Below are 16,736 nucleotides of genomic sequence, written 5' to 3' on the forward strand. Positions count from 1 at the left end.
CTGCCCCGCCATTACGGCGGCGTCGAGTGGCAGCGGCTGCGGGTGCTGTTCGAGGCGATGACGCGATGAGCGCGGCGCCCGGAACCGATCCGCGACCGCCCGAGGGCCAGGCCGAGCCGGAAGCGCGGATCTTCGTCGGCCGTCGCCTGGAGATCAGCCAGATCAGCACCGCGCTGCTCGCTGGCTCCTCGGTCATCGTCAAGGGCCGGGCCGGGATCGGCAAGCGGACGCTGCTCGGGAAGGTGCGCGAGGAGCTGGCCGGACAGCGCATCTGTCTCGCCCCCTCGGTCGCGACACCCAAGCAGCTCGCCGCGGATCTCGCCGAGCAGATCCACGAGGCGATCGGCCTCGAGGTGCCCGAGCGGCTGATCCCGCCACGCTTTCGCGCCGTGGCAGAGCGCACCGGCAACGTCGAGTTCCGCCACATCCGCCGCACCCTCTCGCGCGAGCCGGTCGCCGATCAGATGGCGCTGCTGCTGCGCGCGCTGGACCATCGCGACGATGTGATCCTGTTCGTCGAGTCCCTCGAGGTGCCGCCGACGCAAGCGGAGTACCTGGCCCAGCTCTCCGAGCGCTGCCAGCTCTGCGCGGCGCTGGACGCCGACAACCGGCGGGTTCGGATTCAGCGCCTGCTGTGGAAGTTCCAGCTCACGGTCGATCTCAAGCCGCTGGTGAGCCCCGACGTGCGCGACTGGGTCGAGCAGTGGCTGGACACGCACCCGGTCGCGTTCGAGTCACCGCGCATCCGCAAGGCGTTCATCCGAGGCGTGGCGCGCGACTCCAACGGCATCCCTGCCGCCGTCCAAGGGCTGCTCGATTTCGCCCTGGTCGAACGCTCGGTGACGCGGGCGACCCTGCGCGAGATGAGCCACGACGCCGCGCTGACCTATCTCGACATGACGCCGGTGCTGGTGATCCTGTCGGTGGGATTCATGGCGCTGCGCTACATCTCGCGCGGGATGGGGATGAAGGAGCTGATGGTGATGGCGGGAGTCGGGACCAGCATGTTTTACCTTTTGTTGTACTTCGGGCGGATGATGCGGTTACGTGGGCGATGAATTGAGCTCTGCATATTTGCATTCGAGCTTGTATTGCTGAAGATCGGCCAGCCTCGATTTGCTTAATCGAATTTCATAGGCAGGCTTCGATTCTTTACCTTCGTAGGCGTTGAATTTCAATATCCCATCAGGCGAGTCCCAGTCTGTTCCTCGAAAAACAAACAACTCCGGCGCGCTCTCAGACGTAAGCCTGACCAGGACGACCAGAAAATGACCCGTAGCCTTGAACTTATCCGCATTGACGAATTGGAGGTTCATGTCGGTAACAGTCTTGACTTGAACCTCATAGAAGCCGGAGTTAGGGAACCTACAAACAAAATCGATTCCTCTGTCGTCAACTTCAGAGGTGTAAACTTCTGCGCCAAACATTGTGAACTCCATTTTTGCGAAATATTCCCCGAATGTCCCTTTCTGAATTCGGTTTAGCGCTGTCCAATCGTAGCGTTTCATAGTGTCGACTCGAATAGCCTAGCAATAGGAGCGATGAACTCTCGACTCTGAAGCACGAGCTTATCAGGATGCTGACTCCAACCCATCTCCTCTTCGCCCAGACCACCTACCTCACCGCCTGCGTGGTGGCCGCGCATCCGCCCACGCCGGAGGAGGCCGCCGTGGCCCTGCTGGGTGCGGCGTTGCCGGATCTCGACAGCCGCGCAAGCTATGTCGGTCACATCCTGCGATTGACCTCGGATTTCCTCGAGCGGTACTTCGGCCATCGCAGCATGACCCATTCCCTGCTGGTCCAGATCCTCGCGGGTCTGCTGGCCTTCTGGCTGCTGCCGTTCGGCTTCGCCCTTGCGCTCCTCAGCGGCTGGGTCTCGCACTCCTGGGCGGATATGATGACCAAGGGCGGCGTGGCCTGGTTCTGGCCCGCGCGCATCCGCTGCGTGCTGCCGGGCAATCCCGACTACCGCATGGAGTTGGCGAAGGGCGGCGAGATGGGCTTTCTGGTCATCATGATCCTGGTCGGGGTGGTGATGATGCCCCTGGCCCAGACCGGCAAGGGCACGGCGGGACTGCTGCGGGGTGCGCTCGGCGATCTGGAGATGGTTCGCCGCGACTACGATCAGCACAAGGGCGACTTCCTGTTCTCCGTCCAGGTGCGAGGGAAGGACAACCGCACCGATCGGGACATCTCGGGGACCTATGCGGTCATGGGGCCGTGGCGCGAGGCGGGGTTGATCCTGGAGACGCCGGAAGGACCGCGCTCGCTGTGCGCGGGCAGCGCCTGCAACTGGTACAGCGCCCACGCCGAGCTGACCCGGGGCGAGCCGATCAAGACCTCGACGGTGAATGTCACCACGTCCTTGATCAGCGTCGCCGAGCTGCGCGAGCGCACCGAGGCCCTGAGCCAGACCGGTGCGGTCTTCCTGCTCGGCACCGCCCAGGCCGAGGGCATCAAGCCCGAGCCGCCGACGTTGGAGGTGACCGCCGACGCTCTGACCTTCGCCTATGCCACTCCCGCGATCCTCGACAAGCTCCAGGGGCGCAGCCTGCGCAACGTCGATCTGACCTTGCAGGTGCGGCACGCACCGGATGCATCGCTGCCCGAGCAGAACCCGATCAAGCCCGTCGGTGCGGCCACGCCAGAGCTGCTCGAACGCTGGTTGAGATGACATCAGGGCCAGCCGAAATGACACGCGAGCTTGCGTAGCAGAGTTTGAGGCGATGAAAATATTTACGTTATAACGTAACGATTAGAGGTGCTGACATGGCTAGATTCCGCATCCCTTGGCATCGTTTGGTTCCGCATCATCAGCGAGTCACCGTGTTTTGGATCGTGGCAGGACTGGGGATCGCTTTCCCCTGGCTGCTGGGGGACGGCTTCCAGTTCTTTCTCCGACCCGTGAGCGAATGCACCATCAGCAGCATCTACGACGGCGACACGCTGCGGGCGACGTGTGGCGGAAACAAAAAGGTCAAGGTCCGACTGTACTGTATCGACACCCCGGAAATGGGGCAGAAGCCCTGGGGCACCGAGAGCCGCGACTATCTGCGCCGCATCGCCCCCAAGACCGTGCGTCTCGTCGAGCACGACCGCGACCGCTACGGGCGCATCGTCGGCGAGGTGTTCGACGGCGACACGAGCCTGAACCTGGCGATGGTCGAGGCCGGTCGCGCGGCCGTCTATCCGAAATACTGCTCGGAGGCACGATTCTTCGCGGCGCAGGGTCGAGCCAGAGCCGTCAAACGAGGTATCTGGGCGCATCCGGGCGATCAGCAGCGGCCATGGGAGTGGAGACAACGGCGGTGACGGGGTCAGACCGGAGCATCAGTCTTCCCTTGATCAGAGTCGGGGATGCTCAGGCTGTAGTGAATCTCCCAAGGTGCCTTATCTGCATCACTGTCGTCTTGAACTGACGTTTTCGGGTTGGGTGCGACCGACTTTTGTGCTTCGTTGCTCCAGAAAGTAAGATCGTTGCGCGTCTCGAGCGTGTCGGAGTGCTCGGCGCCGAGCACGCGCTCTTGAAGCGGCAGCAGCTTGGCCAAGAGGTCGCGTGCCCCGGCGGCGTCGCCGGCTTCGCCTGTCCAGACGGCGAGATTGCCCCGCGTAGCGAGCGTGTTGGGGTGCTCGGCGCCGAGCACGCGCTCTTGGAGCGGCAGCAGCTTGGCCAAGAGGTCGCGTGCCCCGGCGGCGTCCCCGGCCTCGCCTGTCCAGACGGCGAGATTGCCCCGCGTCGAGAGCGTGTCGGGGTGCTCGGCGCCGAGCACGCGCTCTCGGAGCGGTAGCAGCTTGGCCAAGAGGTCGCGTGCCCCGGCGACGTCCCCGGCCTCGCCTGTCCAGGCGGCGAGATTGCCCCGCGCCGAGAGCGTGTCGGGGTGCTCGGCGCCGAGCACGCGCTCTCGGAGCGGTAGCAGCTTGGCCAAGAGGTCGCGTGCCCCGGCGGCGTCGCCGGCCTTGCCTGTCCAGACGGCGAGATTGCCCCGCGTCGAGAGCGTGTAGGGGTGCTCGGCGCCGAGCACGCGCTCTCGGAGCAGCAGCAGCTTGGCCAAGAGGTCGCGTGCCCCGGCGGCGTCGCCGGCCTCGCCTGTATAGACAGCAAGATTGTTTCGCGTCACGAGCGTGTCGGAGTGCTCGGCGCCGAGCACGCGCTCTTGGAGCGGTACCAGCTTGGCCAAGAGGTCGCGTGCCCCGGCGGTGTCGCCGGCCTCGCCTGTATAGACAGCAAGATTGTTTCGCGTCGCGAGCGTGTCGGAGTGCTCGGCGCCGAGCACGCGCTCTTGGAGCGGTAGCAGCTTGGCGAATCGCTCCAATGCATCCTGATATCGGCCGGCAAGTCCGACCGCCTCTGCATGCTTCCCCCGAATTACCAGAGTCTCGGACGCCATCTTTCCAAGCATCCGTTCGGCCAGCATCTGCGCACGGTTTAAGATCGCTTCAGCTGTTCGATAGTGGCCAGCCCTCTTTTGCGCATCACCAAGCATCACAAGGTCGGCTAGATCGATTGGTGCAGCTTGCCCGCTTAGAAAATCGGTCGCCTCTATCCAAAGTGTATCGGCCTTGATGGTGTCCCCTTGTGCGTGCTGCTGCTCGCTACGGATGGCGAGAATCTCAGCCAACAGTTCCCGAGCTGGGTTTGCCTCGGGCTGCAGAAGGTTGGCGATACGGGCAAGCTGCTCGGCTTGGTCCAGTGCTTCTGTACCGTAGTCCGGCAGCAGGCTGACATGATAGCCCGCAAGTTCCAGGCAGCAGGCATACAGATCCGCGCGCAGGGCCTCGAGCCCCTGGCCAAGAACACGGATAGCGCGCTCCTCGTTCCCATCCTTGCGCTCGCGCTCGGCGATCGCCAGGCATGTACTGGGCAGCATCGCCTCCAGGACCTGGATCGTCTCGTCGCGCTCCGTGATCTCCTTTTCGAGCTGCGCGATCCGCTGCTGTCGTGTTCGGCTGAGCTGGTCGCTTTGTTCCAGCTCTTGCTTGATCAGCGTCATCTTGTGTTTGAGCTTCCGCGTTGCTAGACGTATCACTCCGTAGAGCACCGAGGCGAGTGGAGCGGCGACCGTCGCGGACCAAGCAACCTGATTGGTGGCATTGAGGTTGAGAAACCCCTCGTAGACCTCAACAGCAAATCCAAAGTACTCCTGCATCAGACAGACTCCCTGAAGACGCGGCTTTTCTATGCCGCTGGGCAAAGACGGCTCGTAGCCGCTTATCCGAATAGACCTTCGAGGCTTCCCGATGATGCCGAAGGTGTCTTGGAAGGAAGTTACGCGATCAAGATTATCCTCGGCACGAGGTGCAGGACGAAGGCAAACACTGCGGCAAGACTCGGGTTTAGTCGTTGATCCACCGCAAGTTGGTTCGGGTTATGGGTTATGGGTTATGGACAAGAATCACCCTCAGCGCTCACCACGACAGACAGGGGAGTTTGCACCATGCCGATTCTGGAAGATGACCTTGAGATAAGCTGGTTCGAGGCTGGCTCGGGGATCTTTGATGGCATCATCGACGACTCGAGCTGCTTCCCGCCGCTGGACGACCGCGAGATACAGCGCGAATGGCTCGCCGGTTTCGCGGGAACCTGGGCGGAGCTGACAAGCCATCCCCCCGCGTCGCTGATCCCCGATCCTCGCCGAGATCCGGTCATCGATGTGCTGAAGCGTGTCCTGGCGGACCGGCCCGAGCTTCTCGAGCAGTTGCTCGCGATCGGCAGCAAGTCCTGAGCTCATCGCCCCGGGTCACCTGCAAGCACCTCGCTACCAGTCCGAACCCTGGAGATCGCTGCCCGTGCCGTTCACGGCACTTGCAGATCCAGTGCGCCCGGAGCCTTCGCCGCTTAATCCAGGTGTGGCGGCCCCGGCCACCCTGGGCAAGCGCCGCGCCCGTCCCGACCGACTCTGACATCTCCCCCCCGGCCCCCGCTGGGGGTGCATTGCGCGCGTCCGCCCGGCTCTTGGCACACCGCCAACAGCCGTTCGGCCACGACCGGCTTGAGATGCGGGAGCCCCCGCACCCCTCGGGGTCGCTGTGCTCCAAGGCCGGTCTGCCGTCGCGGGGTCGTGCCCGGCAAACCCCGCCGGTCACTCCTTTCCCGCGCCGTCAGCCCACCGACCTCGATCACCCCCAGCCCCCTCAAGGGGGAATACATAGCCACGACCTCTGTGGACATCTCCCCCCTGTCCCCCCGCTGGGGGGAACGCCCGACGAGAGCTCATCACCTGGATCAACCGCTTGCAAGCCGTTGGCTGTTGCTCCTTCTCCGAACTATGATTATCGTACCGCTTTCAAAGCGTCCGCCGATGATCATGTCCGATATACCCACAACCCGACGCGGTGGAGCTCGCCCAGGTGCCGGCCGCAAATCAGGCTCAGGCGCCTATGGTGAACCCACCCAGCCGATCCGCTTGCCGGTGAGCGCACTCCCGGCGGTGCGGGCTTGGCTCGCCGCCCGTCCCTTGGGGCGTCGTCCCGAGGAGGCGCAGGGATTTACCCCGTCACCCTCGCGGTTGCCCCTGCCGCTCTACAGCTCACGCATCGCTGCCGGCTTTCCCTCGCCGGCCGACGATGACATCGAGGCGAGCGTCGATCTCAACGAGCACCTGGTCCAGCATCCGGCCGCCACCTTCTTCGTCCGGGTCCAGGGCGAGTCCATGACCGGGGCCGGGATCCATCACGGCGACCTGCTGGTGGTCGATCGCGCCCTGGAGCCCAAGTCGGGCGCGATCGTGGTGGCCGTGGTCGATGGCGAGCTGACGGTGAAACGCCTGCACATCGAGGGCGAGCGGGTGTGGCTGATGGCCGAGAACCCGGCCTATCCGCCGCTCGAGATCCGCGACGGCCAGGAGCTTTTCATCTGGGGTGTGGTCGCCCATGCCGTGCGCTCCTTTTGAGCGCCATGCTGGCCCTGGTCGACTGCAACAACTTCTACGCCTCCTGCGAGCGGCTGTTCCGGCCCGACCTCGAGGGACGGCCGATCGTGGTGCTCTCGAACAACGACGGCTGCGTCATCGCCCGCAGCAACGAGGCCAAGGCGCTCGGCGTCGCCATGGGTGCTCCTTTCTTCAAGCTCGAGCCCCGGCTGCGTGAGCAGCTGCAGGTCTTCTCCTCCAACTACGCCCTCTACGGCGACCTCTCGCGGCGGGTGATGCAGGTCCTGTCCGGATTCGCGCCGCGGATCGAGGTCTATTCGATCGACGAGTGCTTTCTGGATCTGGGCGGATCGCCGGATCCGACGGCGGAATGTCTGGGAATCGCCCGCACCGTGCGCCAGTGGACCGGCATCCCGGTCTCGATCGGCATCGCCCCGACCAAGACCCTGGCCAAGCTCGCCAACCGGCTAGCCAAGCAAGGCCGGAGCCCCGATGGTCCGGTGCTCGACTGGTCGCGCCTGACCGAGCCCGAATCCCATCTCGCGGCGACGCCGGTCGAGGATCTGTGGGGGATCTCCAAGCGTTGGGGGCAACGCCTGCGCGCGCTCGGCATCGCCGATGCCCTGGCCCTGCGCGAGGCCGGTCCCAAAGGGCTGCGCCAACAGCTCGGCGTGGTTGTGGAGCGCCTGGTTTGGGAACTGCGCGGACAGTCCTGTCTGGCCCTGGAGGAGATGGCCCCGCCACGCCGACAGATCCGCGTCTCGCGTAGCTTCGGCGCCGCCGTGACCCAGTGGGGCGGGCTGCGCGCCGCAGTGACCCGGTTCGCGACCCGTGCCGGCGAGAAGCTCAGGGCGCAGAGCCTGGCCGCACCGGCGCTGACCGTCTTCATCCAGACCGATCCCTTCGACACCAGTCGTCCCTTCTACAGCAACGCCATCACGCTTCCCTTCGTCCAGCCGACGCAGGACAGTTCGGCGCTGATCCATCATGCGATCCAGGGCGCCAAGCGGCTTTGGCGCCATGGCAATGCCTATCGTAAGGCCGGGGTCCTGCTGCCCGATCTGGCTCCCGCGCGGCTCGGGCAGGGAGATTTCTTCGTCGATCCGGGCGGGGCGGAGCAGAGCGCCCAACGCATGGCGACCCTCGATGCCATCAACACGCGCTTCGGTCGCGATACCCTCCGCTTTGGGAGCGAGCTGGTCGGGATCCATTGGCACCGCAAGGCGCGGATGATCTCCAAGGTTTCGACGACTTGCTGGACAGGGTTGCCTTGGGTTTGGGCCACTTGAAATGCTGGAGAGGGATCAGAGCATGACGGAAGCTGACACGCGACCGGATTCGACCCAAGTCACCGGAGACCGGGCGGGATCTGACTTGACCCGCGAGATCGGGCGTCGGCTGCGGTTCGTGCGCGATCGACAGCAACTCAGTCTCGGTGATCTGTCCAAGCGGACCGGCGGCGCTTTGGGCAAATCCCGTATCAGCAACTACGAGCAAGGAACCCGACGCATGGGCATCCAAGAAGCGGTGATTCTTGCCCAGGCGTTGGGCGATATCAGCCCGAGCTGGCTGCTCTGCCTCGGCGAGGAAGGCGCCCCCTTGACCGATGAAGAGCAACGCCTGATCGACGCCTACCGCAAGACCGACACACGCGGCCAGAGGACGCTATTGATGCTGGCCGAGACGCTTGCCAGCGAACTCCCCGCGTAACGCCTTCGACCTCGCGCACCTCGCCGACAACCACGCCAGCCATCGCGCTCGACGCTCCCCCAACGCTATACGAGCCGCAGCGGCACCCAGCATCCGCGCGCACGACTCGCCCCCGCCTGAAGGCGGGGTCTCGACCGCCCGCGCGCGCGGCGTCGGCGTGGCTGAGAGGGCGGTAGCAGGCGCGCGCGGGCGATGGTGCTCGTGATCAGTCTCGCCGCCCCGCGTCCTCGACCGCCAAGCGCCGCCACTCCTATCCAGGCTATGTCAGCCCAGTAGAGTTCGAGGCAAAGGCGAACGCAGCTTAACAACTTGTCCGCTGGGACTTGACCACTGCAGCTGTACCTGGTTCGGCTTACAAGCGCTTCATCGCGCAAGGCAAGGCAAGGCAAGGCGAGACGACGCTGTGTTGGGATTCGCCAATTGTCGTGCGTCGGGTACTATAAGACTATGCGTGGTCTCTGGACCTAGACGATGGGATCCGGATCCTGTCGTACTGAGGGCCGTGACTGTGGGCATCCGCCAAGGGGGTACCCGCGACGCCATTCGTGGTTTTGCTGACCATATCAACCCGGAAGGCGATAGCGATCACTCGACTCCGTGTCCGGAATCCGCACAAAACGTAATTCCAACGCTGCAGCAGGCTGAGCATAGCTCGCCCGTTATCCATTTCGATGATGCGACCTTCAACGTTGCGTTAAGCAGGGTGGCTGAGATCTGAGATGAAGTGTTGCCCTTGTGAAGGGGCGCTGTGCCTAAGAGGGGGAGGATGGGTTCACCTGATTTCCGTAAACCAGCTGAAGCCCCTCGACTTCGATTAACTGCTGAGCCCGGAATTCTCAAAAAGGCGGAACTTGATACCTGAAGGTGGATATCGGAGATGTTGGACAAACGGCTGATCGTTTCTTGCCCTGATTGAGATCAAAGTTGTAGCGAAGCGGGGCGATAACGCTAAGCAATTGATTTTGAAGATAAATTTTTCGAGAAGGATTAAGCGAGTTGAAGATACCCGCGATTGATGTCTTTGCGGGACCTGGTGGTCTTAATGAGGGCTTTGCGACCTGCGGCGGGCGGCTAACCTTCGACATCGCTCTGGCCATTGAGAAGAACCTGCATGCAGTGAGGACGCTGCAGCTGAGGAATTTCTTCCGCCAGTTCCCTGCCGGTAAGGCTCCGGATCTCTACTACGCCTATGTTCGTAACGAAGTGTCGGAAGCTGAGCTGTTCAACGCCTACCCTGAGCAGATTGGCGAGGCGCGCCGTCGAACCTGGATGGCAGACCTGAAGGAGGTGGACACCCGCCTCGTCATCGACCGAATGTCACGGGCCGTTGAGGGCCATCGCCACTGGGTCCTGCTAGGTGGCCCACCATGCCAAGCATACTCAACCATCGGCCGGTCGCGGATGGCGAAACTTGAGGGCTTCGCTGATGACAAGAGACATACTCTCTACCGCGAATATCTGAAAGTGGTCGCCGCATTTCAGCCGACAGTTTTCGTCATGGAAAACGTCAAGGGGATTCTCAGTTCACGGCACAAGGAACAGCATGTCTTTCCGCGAATTCTGAGCGATCTGCGAGATCCATGGAGCGCGCTGCTACCTGCGTCCCGGCGCAAGCTCCCGCGGCCCGCGGTGACGCGTGGCTACAGCATCTTCTCGTTCAGCACCCCGGCGCTTGGAGATTTCTCGCTCAAGCCGGCTGACTATCTCATTGAGGCGGAGAAATACGGTATTCCGCAGACCCGTCATCGGGTGATCTTGTTGGGTATACGGAACGATTATGCCCCGGGCTCTTTCTCCTCCACTGTGGAGGAAGCGGCTCAGCTGAGCGTCGCGGACGTCATTGGCGGCATGCCCGAAATTCGCAGTGCGCTCTCGTCCGATGAAACAGACGGAAGCGCTTGGCTTTCCGCTTTGCGCAAAGCTCTACATGAGAGCGGTGTGCTATCCGAACTCACCGATTCACGCGTCCGGGATGCGATGCTTGAGTCGGTCGACGCGATCGACGAAAGGCTAACCAGAGGCGGCAGCTTCGTGCGCGGAGGCACGCGCCCCGCTAAGCTGGCGCGCTGGTTCTGCGATGACCGGCTGGAAGGGCTGCCGCAGCACGAGAGCCGGGCGCATATGTCTCCCGATCTGGTGCGGTACCTGTTCGTGGCGTGTTACAGCTTGGTGCATGGTGTATCGCCGAAACTACGGCACTTTCCCGCGCAGCTCCTGCCGAGGCACGCGAGTGCAATAAGGGAGCGCAACGGCCGGGTGGACTTCGATGACCGGTTCCGGGCGCAGTGCTGGGATCGGCCTGCCACGACAGTCACGGCGCATCTGCGCAAAGACGGGCATTATTTCATCCATCCTGATCCCACGCAGTGCCGGAGTCTCACGGTGCGTGAAGCTGCAAGGTTGCAGACCTTCCCTGACAACTTCTTCTTCGAGGGGCCAAGAGGGAGGCAGTTCGAGCAGATCGGCAATGCCGTCCCGCCACTGCTGGCACGAAAGCTGGCAGAGGTGGTGCAAGAACTCCTTCTCGACTTCATTGAACGCGACTCGGTCCGGGAAGCTAAAGTCAACGTGAGCTGTGTCGGAACCTGACAGCCGGAGCGATGTGCTCACACCGGATCAGCGGAGCCGGTGCATGTCGCGCATCCGCGGCAAGGACACAAAGCCTGAACTCGTCGTTCGCCGGGCACTGTTTGCCCTCGGATACCGCTACCGCATCGGCCACAAGCTGCCCGGGCGCCCTGACTTGGTCTTCGTCCATCAGCGGGTTGCCGTGTTCATCGACGGCTGTTTCTGGCACCGCTGTCCTGAGCACTTCCGGATGCCACGGAGTAACCGGGAGTTCTGGGAAGCGAAGATTTCGGCGAACTGCGAACGCGACCGGCGCGTCGACAGCGAGCTGACAGAGCTTGGCTGGCGGGTGCTGCGGTTCTGGGAGCATGAGGTAAGGCGGGAGCCGGATGTGGTGGTCGGGCAAATCGTCATGTTGCTCGGAGGCATGTTATGAGCATGCTGACGAGCTTGCCGGGGCGTGCCAAACCCAATCGGTAAACTTGAAACAGTTACGACAAAAACCTCTCATACTCCCGGGGCAGGATCTCCAGAATCTCTTCCGCTGTCATCCCGTGGAGGTCGTAGGTCAGCGTGAGCTGGCTGAGGTAGTCACGGAATCGACGCGCCGATCCAGGTCCCTTGCTCGCCGCGCCACGCTTGAATCCTTCTGTGATGTCGTCCTGGTAAAGAACGCTGGCGGCCTCAATGACCCCGCGGCATGACCAGAGGTACTGAGTGGCCGCGATCTGCTCCAGCAGTTCGCCGCGTTCGCGGAGCTTAGAGAATAGGAACCGGACCCTATCACCGTACTCCCTTACGAGGACGTAGGTGGTACGCACGGCGTGACGGGGTCGCTTCTGATGCGAAGGGCTGAGGATGAAATTGGCGTCCTCACCCGGCATGAACACGCCGTCGGATCGTACAGGACAAAGCGATTCGAAGAAGAACAGCGCGAGCCAGTTCCAGACCCCGGGATCGTTTGTGATGGCGCCGCGGTCGTGAGGGCCGAGGGAGCCGGCCAGCCGCTGGCCGAGCTCGTACCGGCTGGATAGGGTGTCGGGGCCGGTGAAGGCGCGGAACTCCAGTGCCTCAGAGGTTTCTGGATCGGTGAGCAGCTCCATGGGAATGGTTGTCTCCTCGCCGGCCCGCAAAGCAGCCAGCCACACCATGAAGGCTCTTGTGCCTGCGGAATTGAGACGCCGTATCTCAGCCATGGGTTGACTCCTCCGCAGCGGTAGCGAGGGAATCGCAGAGCCCCAAGTCCGTGCAGAACGCCGACACAACGGCCTCAACCCAGATGCCGATGGCCGCCGGGTCGCCGTCGACAGGCGGGTTGGTTCCACCTGTGACGCGCGTCCCGAACTCAATCCAGCGCCCCTGCCAGGAGTCGGCGGAGGCGCCCATACCGTCCCCGCGGTCGAAGATCCATGTGAGAACTTCGCGGACGAGCGCCGGAAGGATCAGGGCGCGGAAGACGGCGTCGGTCCTGATCCTGTTCAGGGCGCCAGGAATCGCACTGTTCAGCACTAGCGCAGGCTGCTCCTCGGTATCCATCTCGAGTGCCCAGGGGACGCCGCCCGTGTGCTCGCGGGCGACCACTGTGATCAGGGACTCGCGGTTGTCGAGGTTGGCGGGACCCTCGTGTGCCTGCATGCGCTCCGCGGTAGCGAGAAGGCGGTGGCCGGCGCCGGCAGGCGAGACGACCTTCAGGCGGAACAGGTGCCTTCCCCCCTGGGCAACTTCGGAGAGCTCAACATCCTCCGGCGGTATGCATGCAGCGACAGTGCCGCAGTCGAACCGTTGCGTGATCTCCCTGTGATACGCCTCGAGGTGAACCCTTGCGTCTGGAGGAAGGTCGAGTTCCTCCAGATTGATCGATGCGGTGAGGCGCGGACGGCCGATGTCTGCACCGGTCACCTGCAGGTGAATCCGGCTGTAGGGGATGCTTTTGCGGCCGGTATGGTTGATCCGGCTCTTCATTCCATAGGCTCCAGGGGTTCGGTCCTGAGGCGCACGACTAGGTCGCGGTGAACGTCGAAGCCGGTGGCGGTGAACGTGAAATCCGGGTCCGTGATGCTCAGCCTGATGGAGTTGGCGGTGACCTTGCGAGTCTCGATGTTGCGTATCGTGAGCGCCACATCACCGCGCCGGGTGAAGTCGAAATCAGCGGGATCGTGGCGTCTGAAGGGGTCTTCGCGGATGCGGTCGAAGGCGGCCTCGATACGGACGCCGATCGGCAGGTCTGCCATGGTGACATCCTTCGGCAGCAGGGTGAAGCCGCCTTCGGCCTTCTCAATAGCGAACAGCTGGCGACGTGCCTTGGGTGGGCTGACGGGCGGCGGCTTGGGGTCAGTCTGACCGCCGGGTGTTGCACCTTTTTCCCCGGCGATTTTTCCTCTGGCACCCGGCCCCTCACTGCCGGGCGTCCAGAGCACATCCTTCAGGGCGCTGTCGTCGCGTTCCTCCACGGCACGCGCCAGGAGATCATGGAACTGCACGAGCGAGTTGCGGATGGCCCTGAGCGTCTTCGCCGCGCTCCGATAGTTGCGGAGCTTCTCCGAGTTGCCGTTCCAGCGACTGTGGGATGCGTTTTCAGCATCCCCCAGGAAGCTGGCGACCGGTCTGTCCTCGGCGACCAGTGCACCAAACGCATTGCGGCCCCCGGGCGCGAATTTTGCCTCCCCGGGAAGGGTGAGCCCGCTGCGGACATAGAAATCCTGCCCGCGGCGCAGGTTTCCCGGTCGCTGCACGAAGAGTTGGATGAATGATCTTTCCCGTCCGCGTTCCTTGTGGCTGATCTGCACCGGCAGCCGGAGGCCGACGGTTCTGCCCCGCTCGAACTCCTCCCTGACCTGTTCCAGCAGGCCCTCTGGGAAATCGTCGGCTGTGAGCCGCCCGTTGCTCTGCCAGCAGCTGCCGATGGGCAGGGTGGGAAGGTCCCGATCAAGGAGGCGGCTGACATTTCCGATGAAGGTGAACAGGTCATCCGCATCGCGGATATGCCCTCCCGCGTGGCTTTCGGCCATGCTGCGGAGTGAGTCCGCGTCCAGGATCTCATCCCCGAAGCGGAGGACAAGCTGGCCGGTCAGGATCGGGAAGAAGTAGTTGATGATCCCGATCGCAGTCATCTGCTGCATTGAGAGGGACGGTAGCGGAAACGGGATCACGATCGACAGCCCCGGGCGGGGCTCCTGGCGGATACCCATGGTGTCGCAGAACTGCCGCACCGCGGCTTGGTCCAGCACGGGCACCTGGAGGCCTGCAGTCGGGCCGTCCTTAAGCACATCCGAGTAGAAGCCGTGTGGCAGATAGCGTTTGCCATCGAGGTCATGGAGATTGAGGACGCACTGCCCCATCAGGTGCGGGTGGAGTTCACCACGCCGGAGCGTTGCCCCGAAGAAGGCGCCGACTCCGGATGCGCATGAGAAGACGAGTTTTCCAAGGCCGTGGCGGCCGCGACTGGTTCCGCTCTTGTGGGAGAGGCCGTGACGTCGCCAGAAGTCCTGGAAGCTGCCGTCGCCCCAGGAATGCGGATTGCCGGTGAGGCCGGTGGTGCCGTAGTCCTCTATGACCAGCACCGAAGGCTCCCGGGACCGGGCAGCTTCCACGTCCAGACCTGCCGCCTCTGCATGCTCCCAGTGATCTTCCAGCAGTCGCAGGAGGTATTCGCTGTCTAGTCCATCCGATTTGCTGAGCAGGCGGAAGCGCACGGAAACAGGACCAACGTCGACTGCGTCGAGAGAGTTCTGGACGGCCTCGCGCACGAGGGTGTCGGCCAGGTTCAGTTCCTCGTTGAGGAACTGATCGCGCTGCGTGATCCCGGTTTCAACCTCGTTGATCCGGCGTTCAAGGTAATTCCAGAGCATCTTGTCCTTGGTGGTTGTGTTCGTTTCCGGTGCCACAGCAGTTGGCAGATCCGCTTCCGGTGGCGATGGTGCGCTTGAGTTCCCCGAGAACCGCAGCCGGGCCGATGAGCGTCAGCCCAAGGTGAGCCCGTGTCAGAGCGACGTACATGAGTTCGGTGCTGGAGACCAACTGGTCAACACAGCAGACGGCGACAGCCGCGCGCTCGAGGCCCTTGAAGCGGCGCACAGAGTCGATGACGATCGCGTTGTCCCGTGCCTCGTGCGCGGCGCAGGATGGAATCCCCCCGGTCACGCCGGCGTTTCGCAGCATCCCGGCCATCGCGGCATCCGGCGAGAGGATTGCCAGATCGCGGGGGGCGAGCCGCTCCCGATTCGTCATCCTTCCGATCCATTGCCGCAGGCGGGCGGTGGCAGTGCCCGCAGTCTCAGCCTCAATGAAGCTGACGGATCCGCCTGTCGGACCCGAACCGAGCCAGACGCCACCGGAATAGAGTGGTGCGGCGGCGGTGAAGATCTCCCTGGCATTACGGAGATTCTGTGTCAGCAGGAAAGCGGGATAGGCCGGTGCGTCCGACTGCCGGAAATGAACCCGCTGGTTGTCGTCGAGGAAGATGTAGAAGGGGTCGTTCTCTGCATCCGTGAGGCAGAGTTCGAGCACGGCCCACCAGCTGCCCGGGAAGTCCTGGCCCTCGTCCGCGACGATGGCGTCGAATCGTAATGACCGGTTAGTCTCCACCGCGTCCAGGAGTGCCTGGGGCAGGGTCTGTTCGAAATAATCGCGGCCTTCGCCGCTGCCTGCCGGAAGTGTTTCCGCCTGCGCCGCGCACTGTCGGCAGAGCTGGTGAAAGGACCTTGCTGTGAGATTGGCAACCCCGGAGCAAAGACGCTGCAGATGGTGGCCGAGTGGCTGGTTGTAGCAGGTCAGCAGCGTACGCTGTCCGGCGGCCGCAAGCCGCATCGCCTTCTCGACGGCCAGCATGGTCTTTCCAGTGCCGGCACCACCGCGGATGATCATACGCGGGTTGCAGGCGAGTTGTTCCAATAGCTGAAACTGCTCCGCCGTGAGCCGATCGATGCGCCTCTCCGCGATCTCGTAAGCGCTCCTGAGTGTGGGGGTCAGCTCAAAGTCCGCAGCCAAGAGGCGGCGAATCGCCTCAACACCGCGTGGTCCCGGCGGAGTGGCCCGGGGGTCCGGGTCCGCTGCGAGGCGCCCCTCGACCCATTTGCCCAGCTCCTTGCAGTCGTCCATGAACGCGAAGATCCGCAGCGGCATATCCGGACCAAGGTCATGTTCCGGTCTGCCGGAGTCGGGCAGGACGACACCATGGCGCGCGTTGAGGAAGCCCTGGTCCCAGAGCCTTGATTCGCGTATCTTCTCCAGGAGCCGGTGCCGGCTCCTGCCGGCCTGGCGAACAGGGTCCTTGATGGAGTGGACAATGCCGTGCCGGTCGCGGCTGGTCCACTCCCCGGTGGTGCCGTTGCGGGAGACGACGCCGCCCTTGACCTCGAGCACCAGCATGCCGGTCTTCGGATGAACGGCGACGAAATCCGCCTCACCCTCGACTTCGCCACCGTCGGGGTGCAGACCGAGCCACGGACGCGAATAGAAGACATGCCATTCATCCGGCAGCTGGGCCTCGAGCAGACGGTGAACACGGACTTCAGTGGAGCGCAGCGGGTCCGCCAGCACATAGTTGGGCAGAGGGGTTGGATACATCACCGCCATGGATAGCCCGCATTA

Annotated in this window: 15 protein-coding genes; 9 read left to right on the forward strand and 6 right to left on the reverse strand. The window is 63.4% G+C overall.

Annotated features, from left to right (window positions below):
- Window positions 1-65: 65 nt before the first annotated feature.
- Window positions 66-1,058, forward strand: coding sequence for a P-loop NTPase family protein (locus tag D779_RS17780; protein WP_043756684.1), 993 nt, complete (start codon window positions 66-68; stop codon window positions 1,056-1,058).
- Here D779_RS17780 and D779_RS17785 read toward each other — a convergent pair.
- Entirely contained in the window at window positions 1,044-1,508 is a 465-nt protein-coding gene (locus tag D779_RS17785) for a hypothetical protein (protein ID WP_052348239.1), read from the reverse strand. The two genes, D779_RS17780 and D779_RS17785, sit on opposite strands and share 15 nt — an antisense overlap.
- A 68-nt stretch (window positions 1,509-1,576) precedes the next feature.
- Here D779_RS17785 and D779_RS17790 point away from each other — a divergent pair, with 68 nt between their 5' ends.
- Window positions 1,577-2,674 carry a metal-dependent hydrolase gene (locus D779_RS17790; protein ID WP_043756685.1) on the forward strand — a complete coding sequence of 366 codons (1,098 nt, stop codon included), beginning with the start codon at window positions 1,577-1,579 and terminating at the stop codon, window positions 2,672-2,674.
- A gap of 152 nt (window positions 2,675-2,826) precedes the next feature.
- Window positions 2,827-3,312: a thermonuclease family protein gene (locus tag D779_RS17795; protein ID WP_157726442.1), complete on the forward strand. Its 486-nt coding sequence runs from the start codon at window positions 2,827-2,829 to the stop codon at window positions 3,310-3,312.
- A 5-nt stretch (window positions 3,313-3,317) separates the two neighbouring features.
- Here D779_RS17795 and D779_RS21290 read toward each other — a convergent pair whose 3' ends face one another.
- The gene (locus tag D779_RS21290; RefSeq protein WP_052348241.1) at window positions 3,318-5,147 is read right to left on the reverse strand and encodes a tetratricopeptide repeat protein; all 1,830 of its coding nucleotides are present in this window, start codon (window positions 5,145-5,147) and stop codon (window positions 3,318-3,320) included.
- Window positions 5,148-5,435: 288 nt separating this feature from the next.
- On the opposite strand from D779_RS21290, the gene D779_RS17805 reads away from it, so the two are divergent.
- From D779_RS17805 to D779_RS17835, 6 genes are all read left to right on the forward strand, one after another.
- Window positions 5,436-5,723: a hypothetical protein gene (locus D779_RS17805; RefSeq protein ID WP_043756686.1), complete on the forward strand. Its 288-nt coding sequence runs from the start codon at window positions 5,436-5,438 to the stop codon at window positions 5,721-5,723.
- A 687-nt stretch (window positions 5,724-6,410) separates the two neighbouring features.
- Window positions 6,411-6,890 carry a LexA family protein gene (locus D779_RS17815; RefSeq protein ID WP_456297600.1) on the forward strand — a complete coding sequence of 160 codons (480 nt, stop codon included), beginning with the start codon at window positions 6,411-6,413 and terminating at the stop codon, window positions 6,888-6,890.
- A 5-nt stretch (window positions 6,891-6,895) separates the two neighbouring features.
- Window positions 6,896-8,158, forward strand: a complete 1,263-nt coding sequence (locus tag D779_RS17820) for a Y-family DNA polymerase (RefSeq protein WP_081763588.1) — start codon at window positions 6,896-6,898, stop codon at window positions 8,156-8,158.
- A gap of 85 nt (window positions 8,159-8,243) precedes the next feature.
- Window positions 8,244-8,579, forward strand: coding sequence for a helix-turn-helix domain-containing protein (locus D779_RS17825; protein ID WP_043756744.1), 336 nt, complete (start codon window positions 8,244-8,246; stop codon window positions 8,577-8,579).
- A 996-nt stretch (window positions 8,580-9,575) separates the two neighbouring features.
- A complete protein-coding gene (locus tag D779_RS17830) occupies window positions 9,576-11,168 on the forward strand; it encodes a DNA cytosine methyltransferase (protein WP_043756690.1) in 1,593 nt (530 codons plus the stop codon).
- A 13-nt stretch (window positions 11,169-11,181) separates the two neighbouring features.
- Window positions 11,182-11,583, forward strand: a complete 402-nt coding sequence (locus D779_RS17835; RefSeq protein WP_269747403.1) for a very short patch repair endonuclease — start codon at window positions 11,182-11,184, stop codon at window positions 11,581-11,583.
- A gap of 55 nt (window positions 11,584-11,638) precedes the next feature.
- Here D779_RS17835 and D779_RS17840 read toward each other — a convergent pair whose 3' ends face one another.
- Genes D779_RS17840 through D779_RS17855 form a run of 4 tightly spaced genes read right to left on the reverse strand, consistent with a single transcriptional unit; the run spans window position 11,639 to window position 16,721 of the window.
- Window positions 11,639-12,343 carry a hypothetical protein gene (locus D779_RS17840; protein ID WP_043756694.1) on the reverse strand — a complete coding sequence of 235 codons (705 nt, stop codon included), beginning with the start codon at window positions 12,341-12,343 and terminating at the stop codon, window positions 11,639-11,641.
- Complete coding sequence (locus D779_RS17845; RefSeq protein WP_043756696.1) at window positions 12,336-13,109, reverse strand: hypothetical protein; 774 nt, start codon at window positions 13,107-13,109, stop codon at window positions 12,336-12,338. The genes D779_RS17840 and D779_RS17845 overlap by 8 nt, the downstream gene beginning before the upstream one ends.
- On the reverse strand, window positions 13,106-14,995 hold the full coding sequence (locus D779_RS17850) for a hypothetical protein (protein WP_043756698.1): 1,890 nt from the start codon (window positions 14,993-14,995) through the stop codon (window positions 13,106-13,108). Before D779_RS17850 ends, D779_RS17845 begins: the two co-directional genes overlap by 4 nt.
- Window positions 14,976-16,721, reverse strand: a complete 1,746-nt coding sequence (locus D779_RS17855) for a nuclease-related domain-containing DEAD/DEAH box helicase (RefSeq protein WP_043756699.1) — start codon at window positions 16,719-16,721, stop codon at window positions 14,976-14,978. The genes D779_RS17850 and D779_RS17855 overlap by 20 nt, the downstream gene beginning before the upstream one ends.
- Window positions 16,722-16,736: the final 15 nt, after the last annotated feature.

This window comes from Imhoffiella purpurea (assembly GCF_000585215.1).
GTDB classification, from domain to species: Bacteria; Pseudomonadota; Gammaproteobacteria; order Chromatiales; family Chromatiaceae; genus Imhoffiella; species Imhoffiella purpurea.